17 protein-coding genes are annotated in these 12952 nt (G+C 71.5%); 14 read left to right on the top strand and 3 right to left on the bottom strand.

Annotation, left to right across the window (positions count from 1 at the left end):
* Positions 1–28: 28 nt before the first annotated feature.
* The 3 genes from H7A69_RS09875 to H7A69_RS09865 are packed head-to-tail and all read left to right on the top strand — an operon-like array spanning position 29 to position 1481.
* A complete protein-coding gene (locus H7A69_RS09875; RefSeq protein WP_182046869.1) occupies positions 29–373 on the top strand; it encodes an SHOCT domain-containing protein in 345 nt (114 codons plus the stop codon).
* 9 nt (positions 374–382) lie between these two features.
* Complete coding sequence (locus H7A69_RS09870; RefSeq protein WP_182046868.1) at positions 383–799, top strand: DUF6314 family protein; 417 nt, start codon at positions 383–385, stop codon at positions 797–799.
* Positions 800–803: 4 nt separating this feature from the next.
* Positions 804–1481, top strand: a complete 678-nt coding sequence (locus H7A69_RS09865) for a pentapeptide repeat-containing protein (RefSeq protein ID WP_182046867.1) — start codon at positions 804–806, stop codon at positions 1479–1481.
* Here the strand turns inward: H7A69_RS09865 and H7A69_RS09860 are convergent.
* Positions 1466–2464 carry an NAD(P)/FAD-dependent oxidoreductase gene (locus tag H7A69_RS09860; RefSeq protein WP_182046866.1) on the bottom strand — a complete coding sequence of 333 codons (999 nt, stop codon included), beginning with the start codon at positions 2462–2464 and terminating at the stop codon, positions 1466–1468. The two genes, H7A69_RS09865 and H7A69_RS09860, sit on opposite strands and share 16 nt — an antisense overlap.
* 66 nt (positions 2465–2530) lie before the next feature.
* Here H7A69_RS09860 and H7A69_RS09855 point away from each other — a divergent pair, with 66 nt between their 5' ends.
* On the top strand, positions 2531–3154 hold the full coding sequence (locus tag H7A69_RS09855; protein ID WP_182046865.1) for a helix-turn-helix domain-containing protein: 624 nt from the start codon (positions 2531–2533) through the stop codon (positions 3152–3154).
* Positions 3155–3157: 3 nt separating this feature from the next.
* Here H7A69_RS09855 and H7A69_RS09850 read toward each other — a convergent pair whose 3' ends face one another.
* The gene (locus H7A69_RS09850; RefSeq protein ID WP_182046864.1) at positions 3158–3700 is read right to left on the bottom strand and encodes a hypothetical protein; all 543 of its coding nucleotides are present in this window, start codon (positions 3698–3700) and stop codon (positions 3158–3160) included.
* 420 nt (positions 3701–4120) lie between these two features.
* Here H7A69_RS09850 and H7A69_RS09845 point away from each other — a divergent pair, with 420 nt between their 5' ends.
* A complete protein-coding gene (locus H7A69_RS09845; protein WP_182046863.1) occupies positions 4121–5077 on the top strand; it encodes a hypothetical protein in 957 nt (318 codons plus the stop codon).
* Positions 5078–5230: 153 nt separating this feature from the next.
* On the opposite strand, the gene H7A69_RS09840 is transcribed toward H7A69_RS09845, so the two are convergent.
* Positions 5231–5980 carry a glycosyltransferase family 2 protein gene (locus H7A69_RS09840; protein WP_182046862.1) on the bottom strand — a complete coding sequence of 250 codons (750 nt, stop codon included), beginning with the start codon at positions 5978–5980 and terminating at the stop codon, positions 5231–5233.
* A gap of 156 nt (positions 5981–6136) precedes the next feature.
* On the opposite strand from H7A69_RS09840, the gene H7A69_RS09835 reads away from it, so the two are divergent.
* The 9 genes from H7A69_RS09835 to H7A69_RS09795 all read left to right on the top strand — a co-directional run bounded on the left by H7A69_RS09835 (position 6137) and on the right by H7A69_RS09795 (position 12883).
* Positions 6137–7042, top strand: coding sequence for a CsbD family protein (locus tag H7A69_RS09835; protein WP_182046861.1), 906 nt, complete (start codon positions 6137–6139; stop codon positions 7040–7042).
* On the top strand, positions 7039–7482 hold the full coding sequence (locus H7A69_RS09830) for a phage holin family protein (protein ID WP_182046860.1): 444 nt from the start codon (positions 7039–7041) through the stop codon (positions 7480–7482). Before H7A69_RS09835 ends, H7A69_RS09830 begins: the two co-directional genes overlap by 4 nt.
* Complete coding sequence (locus tag H7A69_RS09825) at positions 7479–8051, top strand: DUF3618 domain-containing protein (protein ID WP_182046859.1); 573 nt, start codon at positions 7479–7481, stop codon at positions 8049–8051. Before H7A69_RS09830 ends, H7A69_RS09825 begins: the two co-directional genes overlap by 4 nt.
* A gap of 83 nt (positions 8052–8134) precedes the next feature.
* Positions 8135–8560: a MarR family winged helix-turn-helix transcriptional regulator gene (locus H7A69_RS09820; RefSeq protein WP_182046858.1), complete on the top strand. Its 426-nt coding sequence runs from the start codon at positions 8135–8137 to the stop codon at positions 8558–8560.
* Positions 8561–8601: 41 nt separating this feature from the next.
* Positions 8602–9243: an MBL fold metallo-hydrolase gene (locus H7A69_RS09815; RefSeq protein WP_182046857.1), complete on the top strand. Its 642-nt coding sequence runs from the start codon at positions 8602–8604 to the stop codon at positions 9241–9243.
* Between the two features lie 48 nt (positions 9244–9291).
* Positions 9292–9972: an HAD family hydrolase gene (locus H7A69_RS09810; protein WP_182046856.1), complete on the top strand. Its 681-nt coding sequence runs from the start codon at positions 9292–9294 to the stop codon at positions 9970–9972.
* A 60-nt stretch (positions 9973–10032) separates the two neighbouring features.
* On the top strand, positions 10033–10515 hold the full coding sequence (locus H7A69_RS09805; RefSeq protein ID WP_259346170.1) for a GNAT family N-acetyltransferase: 483 nt from the start codon (positions 10033–10035) through the stop codon (positions 10513–10515).
* Positions 10516–10562: 47 nt separating this feature from the next.
* Entirely contained in the window at positions 10563–11186 is a 624-nt protein-coding gene (locus H7A69_RS09800) for a TetR/AcrR family transcriptional regulator (RefSeq protein ID WP_220456222.1), read from the top strand.
* The gene (locus H7A69_RS09795) at positions 11183–12883 is read left to right on the top strand and encodes an MDR family MFS transporter (protein ID WP_182046855.1); all 1701 of its coding nucleotides are present in this window, start codon (positions 11183–11185) and stop codon (positions 12881–12883) included. Before H7A69_RS09800 ends, H7A69_RS09795 begins: the two co-directional genes overlap by 4 nt.
* Positions 12884–12952 lie beyond the last annotated feature (69 nt).

The raw sequence follows: 12952 nt of genomic DNA, 5'->3' as shown, positions 1-12952 counted from the left end.
CGCGACCGTGCCCCAGGGGGAGGGTGTCATGTCGATCGACGACTTCGGGTTCCCGGACGAGGGGAACAACCCGCTGATCCCGCCGGCGTTCGACGTCGCTGCGACGATCATCACGGTCGGCGGGGTCATCGTGGTGCTCGGCATCGTCGTCACGATCGTGCTGGCGATCTACCGCGCCAAGCGCATGTCCGACCGCGGTCAGAACCCGTTGACCCTGCAGGAGGACCTGGCGTACCGGGCGATGCAGAGCCAGACGTTCGCACCGCCGACGACGCTCGAGCAGCGGCTGGCCGAACTCGACGACCTGCACCGTCGTGGCGTGATCTCCGACGACGAGCACCGGACGGCCCGGGCCGAGGCCCTCCGCGCGTAGCCTGGCAGGGTGCTGCCGACGGACCTGATCGGGGAGTGGACCCTGCGCCGGACGGTCGTCGACCGCCGGGCCGGGGTGACCGGTGACGTTGCCGGGACGACGTCCCTGACACTGGTGACGCCCGACGAGGTCCGCTGGGACGAGGCCGGCGTCATGCGCTTCGACGGCCGCGAGACCCCGGTGTCCCGGACGCTCGTCGTCCGCCACGGCCAGGACGACCGCTGGACCGTGCACTTCGCCGACGGCCGGGTGTTCCACGACTGGGCGTGGGGCGCGTCCGTCGAGCACGCGTGCGCGCCCGACGACTACACGGGCGTGCTCGCCGGCAGTGCCGACCGCTGGACGGTGCGCTGGGAGGCCCGCGGTCCGGCGAAGGACCTCCGGCTCGACAGCGTGCTCGAACGTCGGGCCGCCACGGCAGACTGAGCGCATGGCCCGCACCCCCGGCAAGCCCACCGGCACCGTCGCTCCCCGCATCACCCCGGTCGACCCCCGTGACCTCGAGGACTGGACGCCGGCCCCCGGCGACCTGCTGACGGGTGACCGCGTCGAGGGCAAGCGCGTCGCCGTGCTCGACCTGGCGGGGGAGCGTCTGCCCGACCTCGAGCTCGAGGAGTGCGTGGTCGAGACCCTCCGCGCGGACGACGCCGACCTGCGCGGCCTGCGCGTCCGCGACTCCGTGGTGGAGACGCTCGACGCCCCCGTGCTCCGGGCGTCGAGCAGTGCCTGGCGGGAGGTCCGGGTCGCCGGTGGCCGGGTCGGCTCCGCCGAGCTGTACGACGCGACGCTCAACGGGGTCGAGTTCGTCGGGATGAAGCTCGGGTTCGTGAACCTGCGCGGCTCGACGCTGACCGACGTGGTCTTCCGGGACTGCGTCGTCGACGAGCTCGACGTCGCCGACGCCCGACTGCTCCGGGTGTCCTTCCCCGGCACGAGCATCCGCGCCGTCGAGGGGACGAACAGCCGCATCGAGCACGTCGACCTGCGGGAGGCCGACCTCGACCGGGTGGAGCGGCTCGAGGGTCTGCGCGGTGCCACGATCGGCTCCGACCAGCTCTTCGCCCTCGCACCCCTCCTGGCGGCCCAGGCCGGTTACCGCGTCGACTGACCGGTCGGGACGCTCGGGTCAGCGGCCGCTGCGAGCGCCGCCGCGATGTCGGCCTGCACGAGGTCGCCGTGCACCGCGGCCCCCGCCTGGGTCCCCGCGGCGGCCGAGGCGATCACCGTGGCCATGGGCGACGTCACGTTGCCCGCGGCCCAGACTCCGCGCACGCCCGTCTGCCCCGTCGCGTCGATCGTCAGGCCGCCGCCGAAGCGGAACCCGTTCACCACGACGTCCTCGGCCCGGAGCCCGAGCCCCTCGAGGAACGCGACCCGCGGCTCCGCCGTGCTCGCCGCCGCCAGGGCGTCGAGCGGGACGACCTCGCTCGACCCGAGTTCGACCCCGGTGAGGACCCCGTCCGTCGACAGCACCCGGGCCACCGGCCCCTCGACGACCGCGATGCCCCGGGCCCGGAAGGCGCTGCGGGCGGTGCCGTCGAGCAGGTCCGGGTCGGTGACGAACGCGGTGACCCGGTCGCTCAGGGCGCGGAACATCTGCGCGTGGTGCGCCCCGTTCGGCGTCGTCACGAGGACGCCGATGCGTCGGTCGCGGATCTCCCACCCGTGGCAGAACGGGCAGTGGACGACCCCGCGTCCCCACTGCTCGGCGAGCCCCGGGACGTCCGGCAGGACGTCGACGGCGCCGGAGGCGACGACCAACCGGCGGGCGGTGACGACCCTGCCGGAGTCGAGCGTGACCGAGAAGCCGACCGGGTCGGTGTCGGTGCCCGCGGTGACGGACGCGGCCACGACCCTCCCGGCCGTCACCTCGGCCCCGTAGGCGGCGACCTCGTCGCGCCCGATCCGGGTCAGCTCGGTCGGCGCGACGCCCTCGCGCCCGAGGTAGTTGTGGGCGCCGGCGGCCGGCGCGTTCCGTGGTTCGCCGCTGTCGACGACGAGCACGGAGCGTCGCGAGCGCCCCAGGACGAGCGCGGCGGACAGGCCGGCGGCCGAGCCGCCGATGACGATGACGTCGAAGTTCTCTCGCATGGTCGCAGCCTGCGCGATCCGTTCCGAACCAGCAAGGATGCTTGCCGGTCTGGCAACATGGTCCCCATGGTGCGCAGCCGGGAGGAACGGATCACCCCGCCGACGACGGCGGAGGTGGTCGACGCGGTCGGCCCACGCCTGCGGGCGCTGCGCGAGCGCCGCCAGGTCACGCTCGCGGCGCTCGCCGACGAGACCGGGATCTCGGTGTCGACGCTCTCCCGGCTCGAGTCGGGCCAGCGGCGGCCGACCCTCGAGCTCCTGCTGCCGCTCGCCCGCGCCTACCAGGTGCCGCTCGACGACCTGGTCGGGGCGCCGCAGACGGGGGACCCGCGGGTGCACCTCAGGCCCGAGCGGCACGGCGGACGGGTGGTGATCCCGCTGACGCGGCGCACCGGCGGCGTCCGGTCGTTCAAGCAGCTCATCCCGCCGGAGCCCGCGGACAGCGACCGGACCCTCCGGACGCACGAGGGGTACGAGTGGCTCTACGTGCTGTCCGGGCGCCTGCGGCTGCTGCTGGGCGACCGCGACTTCGACCTCGGACCCGGCGAGGTGGTCGAGTTCGACACCCACACCCCGCACTGGGTCGGCAACACGACGGACGGAGTCACCGAGGTGCTCTGCCTGTACGGGCCGCAGGGGGAGCGGGCGCACGTGCGGTCCCGGCCCGCGTCCCGGCGGGACGACGGGTAGGGGTCAGCCGAAGACGTGCGCCTCGACGTCCTCGAGCAGGCCGTCGGTCGGGACGTTCGACTGGGTGATGCGGATGCCGATGTCGCCACGCGTGAAGTAGGTGTCCCCGTCGGTGACCGGGTACTGCGGGTTCTGGGAGATCTTCTGGCAGCGGTAGCCCTCGGACTCGCGGTCGCAGTCGAAGCCCGACAGCTGCTGCAGTGCGGCGAACGCCTTCGTCGAGTCGACGACGGCGACGTCGATGACCACGTTCGTGACGTCCACCCGCGGGTCGCGCCAGACGCAGTACAGCCGTCCGCCACCGGGCTGCAGCACCGGGGTGAAGGCGGTCTTCGGGACGGTGACGGGATCGCCGACGACCGAGGGGTCGTTGAGCGGGTCGTCGGTGAACTGCCACCTGCCCGCGGTGACCAGGCTGCTGCACGACGAGGGCAGGGTGCCGCCGTCGTGGTCGACGCCGGGGACCTGCGGGATGGTCGAGGTCGGACTCGGGTCCGCGCCAGTCGTCGCCGTAGCGCCATCGATGGATGTCGCGCCGTCGGTCACCGCGGTACCGTCGGCCGTGGCCGTCCGGGTCGCCGATGGCGAACGATCCGGACCGGCGTCACCGGCAGCGCACCCGCTCAAAACGAGTGCGGCGCTGATTCCGATCGTCATGTACATCGTCATTGTGCGCGCTCGACGCATGAAGACCCCCTCGTGCAGCGGCTCGGATGAGCACCGTGCCACTCGTCCCTGAGGCTAGGCGCGGTGCTGGATTCCGCCGGCGGTGAAACCGAATCGTGTCCGGACTGGTACCCCATCGTGACCCACCGCTCGGATCGGCGCGGCTATGCGTACGCCCGCTGAAGGCGCGCAGAGAGGCTACTCCTGCCGACGAGCCGCGAGATCACGTAGTCGCCACTGACAAACGCCGCATGCGAGGTGGGAGCGGCTACGGCTCGCAAACCGCTATAGTCCGATCGCATGAATCCTGCAGCTCACATCGAGCAACTGCTCTGGAACGTTTCGGCGATGGCGCGACGGTCGGCCGAGCAGACCCGTACGCATGTGTTGCAAAGAGACACCAAGAATCGCTTGGTTCGAGCGAATCAACCAGAAGAGACAACAACCAACAATCTGGTTCGCCAACTCGGTTTCGGGGGCCGCAATCTGGGCGTCCGTGCGCTGCTGCACACGCGCCCCCTCGAAGGAGGGCGGACGCACAAAGGTGTGGTCAAGAGAAAGCCCAGCGGAGCGGACCTCGAGCTTGCCATCGAAGTGGCGCCGCAAATCTGGTTCGATTTCCTGCTCCAGGCAAAATCATTCAGGCCCTCAGTCGGTACTTACGAGCATTGGTCGCCGAAGCAGAATCAGCACCTGATCTCGTGGGCGAAAAAACACAACCGCATTCCGGGAATGCTACTCTACAACGATTTTGTAGTGCCCTTCGTGAAGAAGGTCGGCACGACTACTGACTACACTTGTACCGTATTCGGCGGCTGCGCTTCGGTTGAGCGAGTGCAGGTTGAGCGCTGGGGTCAGACGGAGTACTGCCACGGTCCTAAAGCGACGCCAGCGGGTATCAGCATGTGCCTCGATAAGCAGCTCATGAGCACACGTCCCGCCCACTTGACAGCGATAAAGAAGTATCATTTTCAAATCGAGCACCTCCTTCACATCCGCGAGCACAACGACGCTATTGATGGTCAAGGAGTGGCCTTGACGGCCTTGTCGCGCCCGACTCCTCCTGGTTGGGCGGCCGACCTCCTGAATGCAGCCGACCCGGGCACTTCAGATGCTGGCGCGATCTATCGTGTGGATGACGGAGAGCCCCAGAACACACCGCCTGACTTCTCCGCAAGGGCGTCGCTCGTGATCCCGTTCGCTGGTGACGGTCGCCAGGGGTCTTCGTTGGCGGCATCGACTACGAGCCTGCAGTAGTGCGTCACTCTGCTGACCGGCGGGCACCCCGTTCTCGCACCGAGTCGAATCCAGAGCTGCCGCGATCTGACAGTAGGTGTCGAAGGGGTATCGCCTCCGACGCGGCCTTCGTCAGCGGTTTGCGAACACATGAAGGCGGAGCATTCCGTCCAGTCAGCGCGTGGCGGCACGCGCACGGAGCGCGGTTCGGCACCGCCGCGCCCACCGTCGGCAGGGGTTCGCCCGACGGCCGTGCACCCGGAACGTGTGGAACGCCCGCCGGGTGCGGAGCGCGGCCGAGGCGACGCCCGAGAAGGGCCTCGCCGAGACCTCGACGAGCAGGGCTCGGTCCACGACCACCCGCCACGCCGGGTCGAGTGCCATCGAGAGGTCGACGTCGTCGTGCACCTCGGGGTCGTCGCGGTGCGTCCGGGAGCGCGCCGCGAGCCACGTCGAGCAGTGCATCGCCGTCGCGGACCCGAACAGCGGCGGCCGGGCGAGCGCGCCGCGCATCAGGACGAAGTACGGGCCCATGTAGAGCGTGTCCCAGAGCCGTCGGACCAGCGGACCGCCGTCGTGCGGACGGCCCGGACCGGTGACCGCGACGACCCCCGTGCCGCCGAGGAGGCGGACCGCTGCCGCCACCCACCCGGACGGCGGGACCGAGTCGGCGTCGAGCCGGACGAGCACGTCGCCCGAGGCGTGGTCGTAGCCGCGCGCCGAGGCCCGGGCGATGCCGCGGACCGGTTCGTGCAGCACCGTCGCGCCGGCGGCCCGGGCGACCGCGGCGCTGTCGTCGGTGCTGCCGTTGTCGACGACCACCACCTCGTCCACGGGGCGCGTCTGTGCCGCGAGGGCGGCGAGGCACCGGCGCAGGTGCTCGGCGTCGTCGAGCACGGGGATGACGACGGAGACCAGCGGCACCCCCCGATCCTGCCGGAGGGGTGCTGGACGGGCCGTCGGGCGCGGGCGTCACCGCGTTTGCCGACGTTCCTGTGGTGTGGCGCAGGCGGGGCCGCGCACGGTCGGGTCCAACGCGACGGGTGCCGTACCCGGCGCGACCGATCCGGAAGGCCGACCATGACCACGAACCCACCCGGGAACGACTCCGGGACGCCCATCCACGACCGCACCGCCGCGTCCGAGGGACACGAGGTGTACCCGGGCGTGACCGTGCCCTCGTTCGGCAGCGACACCCCCGCGCCGCGCGACACCGACCGCGAGTTCGACGACGTCCTCCTGCCCGAGGGCGACGTCCGCCGACCCGAGGGTTTCGACGACGTCGAGCCGCTCGACGCACTGCCCGCCGACGAGCAGCTCCCGGCGACGCCGTCCGCCGCCGGCGCCTCGGCACCGCTGCACGACTCCACGACGACGAGCACCGGCTACCTTCCGCCCGTGGGCACCAGCACGGGCACCGGCAGCACGGGCACCGGCAACACCGGCAGCACGGGCTCCGGCGGCACCGACGGTGGCGGCAAGGCCGACGCCGCCAAGGGCGCCGTGCAGGACGTCGCCGGCGATGCGAAGGACAAGGCCGCGAACGTGGCCGGTACCGCGAAGGAGCAGGCGTCGAACGTCGCCTCCGAGGCGACCGACCACGCCAAGCAGCTCTACTCCCAGGCCTCCGACACGCTCAAGGAGCAGGCGGCCGGCCAGCAGGAGCGCGCCGCCGGGGGCCTCCGCAGCCTCGGCGAGCAGCTCGGCCGCATGGCCGACAAGGACGACGAGCAGGGCATCGCCGCGAAGGTCGTCCGCGACCTGTCGAACCGTGCGGGCTCCGCGGCCGGGTACCTCGAGAACCGCGACCCGGGTTCGCTCCTCGACGAGGTGAAGTCCTTCGCCGCGAAGCGCCCCGGCACGTTCATAGCGCTCGCCGCGGGCGCCGGCATCCTCGCCGGACGCCTGACGAAGGCCCTCGCCACCGAGGTCAAGCACGAGAAGGAGGCCGGCGAGTCCTCGACCGGCACGGGGAGCGGCGTATGAGCCACACGGTCCCGGGCGCGACCCCGCTGGGTGAACCGACGCCCGAGGAACGCGCCGCCACGACGCCGCTGGGCGAACTGCTGACCGACGTGTCGAAGGACCTGTCGTCGCTGTTCCGCCAGGAGGTCGCCCTCGCCAAGGCGGAGCTCACCGAGTCCGCCAAGAAGGCGGGCAAGGCCGGCGGCATGTTCGGCGGCGCCGGGCTCACCGCCCTGTTCGCCCTGCTGTTCCTGTCCATCGCCGCGTGGTGGGGTCTCGGGTCCCTCATCGGCAACGCGTGGTCCGCCGTCGTGATCGCCGTGGTCTACGCGATCGTCGCCGCGATCCTCTACGTCCGTGGACGCAAGGAGATCAAGGACATCCAGGGCGTCCCGCAGACGGTCGAGACCGTCAAGGAAGTCCCCGAAGCACTCAAGCCGAACACCGGGAGGAAGCCATGAGCACCCCAGAAGAGATCCGTGCCGACATCGAGCGCACCCGCGGTGCCCTCGGGTCCGACGTCGACGCCCTGGCCGACAAGGTCAGCCCGTCGTCCATCGCCCACCGGCAGAGCGAGAAGGTCAAGAGCCGCTTCCAGGGCGTCCGCGACTCGGTGATGGGGTCCGCGCACTCGGCGGGCTCGAGCGTCTCGGGGTCCGCCTCGGGTGCGACCGACCGGGCGAAGGACGTCGCGCACGAGGGCGTCCGGAAGGCGAAGGGCAACCCGCTCGCCGTCGGCCTGATCGCCTTCGGTGCGGGGTGGCTCGCGTCGTCGCTCATCCCGACCTCCGACAAGGAGGAGCAGCTCGCCGGTGAGCTCAAGGACAAGGCGGCGCCCCTCGTCGAGGACGTCAAGTCCCAGGCGAAGGACGTCGGGTCGCAGCTGGGCGACGTGGCGAAGGAGCACGCGCAGGACCTCAAGGGGACCGCGCAGGACGCCGCCCAGACGGTGAAGGACGAGGCGCAGGGCGCCGCGTCCGACGTCCAGGACCACGCGAAGAGCGCCGCGGACGACGTGCGCAGCAGCTGACGGACGTCAGCACAGAACGGACGGGAGGCCCGTGGCGACACCGCCACGGGCCTCCCGTCCGTTCCGCGGTAGCGTCGTGGCCCATGGACCCGATCGACGAGCTCGCCGCCGAGTTGCGCCGGTCGATCGGCCGCCTCGTGCGCGCGGCCCGACGCGAGGGCGACAGCCTGCCGCCGGCGCACTCGGCAACGCTGGGGTTCCTCGGACGCGAGGGGCCGATGACGATCGCGGAGCTCGCGCGGCGACGCGGGGTGAAGCACCAGGGACAGTCCCGGACGGTGGCGGAGCTGACGAACCAGGAGTACGTCGAGCGGACCGCGTCCGAGACCGACCGGCGGGCCTCGGTCATCCGCATCACCGATGCGGGCAGGGCCGCGCTGCAGCAGGACATGGACGGCCGTGCGGACTGGCTCGCAACCGCGATGCGTGCGGAGCTCGACGACGACGAGCGCGCCCTGCTGGCCCGGCTGCCGGAGGTCTTCGAGCGCCTGGCCCGCCGGGCGGACTGAACGACCAGCCATTTGTACAACAGTGTTGTACAGTTGGCGGCATGAAGCTGACGAAGTACAACCACGCCACCGTCGTCCTCGAGCAGGACGGCGCCTCGCTCGTCATCGACCCGGGCTCCTTCACGCCGGAGTCCGCCGACCTCGTCGCCGCGGCCACGGTGGTCCTCGTCACCCACGAGCACGCCGACCACTTCGCCGTCGACGCGATCCGGGCGGGGCTCGAGCGCAACGCCGACGTCGTCGTCCACGGCCCGGCGTCGGTCGTCGAGCAGCTCGGCGACCACGACGGCCGCGTCCGCACGGTCACCGCGGGCGCCACCGTCGAGGTCGGGCCCTTCACCGCCCGCGTCCTCGGCGAGGAGCACGCGGTCATCCACCGCGACATCCCGACCATCGCGAACGTGGGCTACCTCGTGAACGACGCCGTGTTCCACCCGGGCGACGCCTACCTCGTGCCGGACGTCCCGGTCCGGACCCTGCTCGTCCCGACGAGCGGCCCGTGGGCGAAGACCGGCGAGGGCGTCGACTACGTCCGCGCGGTCGCACCCGAGCGTGTGGTGCAGATCCACGAGCTGCTCCTCAGCGAGGGCGGTCAGGAGATGAACGTCCGCATGTTCGGCACCGAGGGCCTCGGTGGCGTCCCGGCGTCGATCCTGCCCGTCGGTTCGTCGATCGAGGTCTGACCGCGCGACCCTGGACCGGTCCGGCGGTCGTGGGAGCAGGCTGGGTGGATGGCTGATGCTCCCTCGACCGCCGTCCTCTTCGACATCGACGGCACCCTCGTCGACTCCAACTACGCGCACGTCGACGCCTGGTGGCGGGCCTTCCGTGCGGCGGGCGAGTCGGTCGACGCGTGGCGCGTCCACCGGGCGATCGGCATGGACTCGGGTCGCCTGCTCGAGGAGCTGCTGCCCGACGCCTCCGACGAGGTCCGCGACCAGGCGAAGCAGTTCCACACCGCGTACTACTCCGAGCACATGCCGCAGCTGCGGTTGCTGCCCGGGGCCCGCGAGCTGCTCGAGGCGGTCGCCGACGCCGGCCACGCGGTCGTCCTCGCCACGAGCGCGCCGGAGTCGGAGCTGTCGGTGCTCCGCGAGCTCCTCGACGCGTCCGCGTGGGTGACCGCCGAGACGAGCTCGGAGGACGTGGAGGAGGCCAAGCCCGCTCCCGGGATCATCCAGGTCGCCCTCGACAAGGTCGGGGTGGCCGCGGACCGTGCGGTGATGGTCGGTGACGCGATGTGGGACGTCGAGTCCTCCGGTACGGTCGGGCTCCCCTGCGTCGGGGTGATGACCGGCGGGATCGGCGGCGACGAGCTCCGTGGGGCCGGGGCGGCGGCGGTGTACGACGACGCGGCCGCCGTGCTGGCCGCGCTGCGGGCCGGCGAGGGGCCGATCGCCGCGCTGCGCTGAGGGCACGGCCGCGGGTGACGGCGCAACCGAGCGCTCCGGCGCGTGCCAGGATGGACCATCGTGATCACGATCGAGCGCGTCGCCTGGGAGGACCCGCGTGGTGTGGCCCTCCGCGCCACCATGGACGAGGAGATGCACGAGCGCTACGGCGCCGGGCACCGGGACGAGGACCCCGCGGTCACCGCCGAGCGGGACCGTGCCCTGGCGGTCGACCCCGCCACCGTGATCACCTCGATCCTCGCGCTCGACGAGGACGGCACGCCGCTCGGGCACATCGCCGTCCGCCGTCTCCGTGACGAGGTCGAGCTGAAGCGCCTCATCGTGCTCGCCGCCGCCCGCGGCAAGGGCGCCGCCACCGCGCTGCTGTCCGAGGGCGAGCAGGTCGCCCGCGAGGCCGGCGCCGCGCGCGTCATCCTGCAGACCGGGGACAAGCAGCCCGAAGCCGTCGCGCTCTACCGCAAGACCGGTTGGGAGCAGATCGACGTCTACGAGCCGTACGCGGCCACGATGCCCTGGTCCTACTGCTTCGCGAAGGCGCTGTAACCCGTCCTTCCGTTGCACTCTCAGCGGCAGAGTGCAATTCTTGTTCGGTGAGCACCACCGAACGCATGCGCGCGCTGCGTCGACGCATGGTCGTCGAGGCACGCCGGGCGACCATCGAGCACGGCCTGCACGGTTTCACGATCGAGCAGCTCTGCGAGACCGTCGGCGTCTCCCGCCGCACGTTCTTCAACCACTTCGCGTCGAAGGACGACGCCGTGCTCGGCATCGAGCAGGGCGCGACGGAGGAGCTGCTCGCGGCGTACGTCGACGGCTCGCTCGTGCCGGCCGACCTCGACCCGCTCGGGTCGATCGTCGCGCTCGCGATCGAGCACGTGCACGTCGTCGGGATCGACCGCGCCGACGAGGCCCTCGTCCGCCGGGTCTTCGAGCGCGAGCCCGCGATGGTCGCGAAGTTCCTCGCCGCTGCCGAGGTCCAGCTCGCCGCCGTCGGCCAGGCCGTCCGGCAGCGCTTCGGGTGGACCGACCCGGACGACCGGCGGGCGCAGCTCGTCGCCGAGGCCGCCGCGGGTCTGCTCAAGGTCTCCGCCGGCGAGTACTTCGACGACGCGTTCGACGAGACCTCCGGCCCGACGTTCGACGCGCTGCTCACCGAGAACCTCCGCCAGCTCAGGGCGGCCATCACCACCACCGGACAGGACCACACCGCATGAGCACCACCGCGCAGGGCACGAAGCGTGCCCGCCCCGGATCCGACGGACCGCTGCTCCTGACGCAGCGCCGGATCTGGATCATCTTCTCCGCGCTCATCGCGGGCATGCTGCTCTCCAGCCTCGACCAGACCATCGTCTCCACCGCGATGCCGACCATCGTCGGTGAGCTCGGCGGCGTCGCGCACCAGGCCTGGCTCACCACCGGGTACCTGTTGGCGTCGACGATCGTGATGCCGATCTACGGCAAGTTCGGCGACGTCCTCGGCCGCCGCAACCTGTTCCTCGTCGCGATCGCGCTCTTCACGATCGCCTCGGCCGGCTGTGCCTTCGCCGGCGACTTCACGCAGCTCGTCGCGTTCCGGGCGATGCAGGGCCTCGGTGGTGGCGGCCTGATGATCCTGTCCCAGGCGATCATCGCCGACATCGTGCCCGCCTCGCAGCGCGGCAAGTACCTCGGCCCGCTCGGCGCGATCTTCGGCCTGTCGGCGATCGGCGGCCCGCTGCTCGGCGGCTTCTTCGTCGACCACCTCACCTGGAACTGGGCGTTCTACATCAACATCCCGGTCGGCATCGCGGCGTTCTTCGTCGCCTGGTTCGCGCTCACCCTGCCGACCAAGAAGGCCGAGAAGCGGATCGACGTGCTCGGCGTCGTGCTCATGTCGATCGCGACCACGTGCCTGGTGTTCTTCTCGGAGTTCGGCGGCAGCGCCGAGCACGGGTGGGACGCGCTCGAGACCTGGGCCTGGTTCGCCGGTCTCGTCGTCGCCGCCGCGCTGCTCGTCCTGGTCGAGTCCCGCGTCGAGGACCCGGTGCTCCCGATGTCGTTCTTCCGCAACCGCACGTTCCTGCTCGCCACCGGCATCGGTCTCGTGCTCGGCATCGGCATGTTCGCCGCGATCGGCTTCGTCCCGACCTTCCTGCAGATGGCGTCCGGCACCTCGGCGGCGGTCTCCGGCCTGCTCATGCTCCCGATGATGGTCGGCCTCATCGGCACCTCGATCGCCTCCGGCGCCCTCATCACGAAGACCGGTCGCTACCGCGTGTTCCCGATCGTCGGCACGGTCCTGGTCGCCCTCGCGATGCTCGCCATGACGCAGCTCGCCGCGGACACCCCGATCTGGCTGATCTGCGCGTACCTGTTCGTCTTCGGTGCCGGGCTCGGGCTCATCATGCAGGTCGTGGTCCTCGTCGCGCAGAACGCCGTGCCCGCAGCCCAGGTCGGCACCGCGACCTCGACGAACAACTACTTCCGCGAGGTCGGCGCCTCCCTCGGCACCGCCGTCTTCGGCGCGCTCTTCACCGCACGCCTGACGACCGCGCTGACGGACGTCTTCACCTCGGCGGGAGGGTCGGCCACCGACGCCGCGTCCTCGGCGGGGAGCATCGACCCGTCGACCGTCGCGAAGCTCCCCGAGGCGGTGCAGGACGGCATCGTGAATGCGTACGCCGATTCGCTCGCCCCGGTGTTCTGGTACCTCCTGCCGTTCATCGCGATCGCGTTCCTGCTCGCCCTGTTCCTGCCGCAGATCACGCTGTCCGACACGGCCGGCATGGTCGCCCGCGGCGAGGCCGTCGGGGGCGCCGAGGCGGACGAGCTCGAGCGGGCCCGGCGGACCGGCGCGGCGGGCGGTGGGTCTGCGCCGACATCACCGGTCGACGCCGAGCCGCCGGCATCGGGGCGGGACGCCTCCGCCTGACGCCGTGCGAGACGCCGGCGTCGCCGCGAGACGCCCCTGATCGGCCGAGACGCCTCCGGAAGCGGGGGC

Origin of the sequence: Curtobacterium sp. ME26 (assembly GCF_903970945.1) — a bacterium.
Taxonomy (GTDB): domain Bacteria; phylum Actinomycetota; class Actinomycetes; order Actinomycetales; family Microbacteriaceae; genus Curtobacterium; species Curtobacterium citri.
Note: the sequence above shows the minus strand (reverse complement) of the source record. Positions and strands in the feature narration are given on the sequence as shown.

Excerpts from the sequence above, each read along its gene's own strand:
- H7A69_RS09875 (WP_182046869.1), top strand. The coding sequence starts at position 29 with ATGTCGATCGACGACTTCGGGTTCCCGGACGAGGGGAACAACCCGCTG.
- H7A69_RS09865 (WP_182046867.1), top strand. The coding sequence starts at position 804 with ATGGCCCGCACCCCCGGCAAGCCCACCGGCACCGTCGCTCCCCGCATC.
- H7A69_RS09860 (WP_182046866.1), bottom strand. The coding sequence starts at position 2,464 with ATGCGAGAGAACTTCGACGTCATCGTCATCGGCGGCTCGGCCGCCGGC.
- H7A69_RS09855 (WP_182046865.1), top strand. The coding sequence starts at position 2,531 with ATGGTGCGCAGCCGGGAGGAACGGATCACCCCGCCGACGACGGCGGAG.
- H7A69_RS09845 (WP_182046863.1), top strand. The coding sequence starts at position 4,121 with ATGAATCCTGCAGCTCACATCGAGCAACTGCTCTGGAACGTTTCGGCG.
- H7A69_RS09835 (WP_182046861.1), top strand. The coding sequence starts at position 6,137 with ATGACCACGAACCCACCCGGGAACGACTCCGGGACGCCCATCCACGAC.
- H7A69_RS09830 (WP_182046860.1), top strand. The coding sequence starts at position 7,039 with ATGAGCCACACGGTCCCGGGCGCGACCCCGCTGGGTGAACCGACGCCC.
- H7A69_RS09825 (WP_182046859.1), top strand. The coding sequence starts at position 7,479 with ATGAGCACCCCAGAAGAGATCCGTGCCGACATCGAGCGCACCCGCGGT.
- H7A69_RS09820 (WP_182046858.1), top strand. The coding sequence starts at position 8,135 with ATGGACCCGATCGACGAGCTCGCCGCCGAGTTGCGCCGGTCGATCGGC.
- H7A69_RS09815 (WP_182046857.1), top strand. The coding sequence starts at position 8,602 with ATGAAGCTGACGAAGTACAACCACGCCACCGTCGTCCTCGAGCAGGAC.
- H7A69_RS09810 (WP_182046856.1), top strand. The coding sequence starts at position 9,292 with ATGGCTGATGCTCCCTCGACCGCCGTCCTCTTCGACATCGACGGCACC.
- H7A69_RS09795 (WP_182046855.1), top strand. The coding sequence starts at position 11,183 with ATGAGCACCACCGCGCAGGGCACGAAGCGTGCCCGCCCCGGATCCGAC.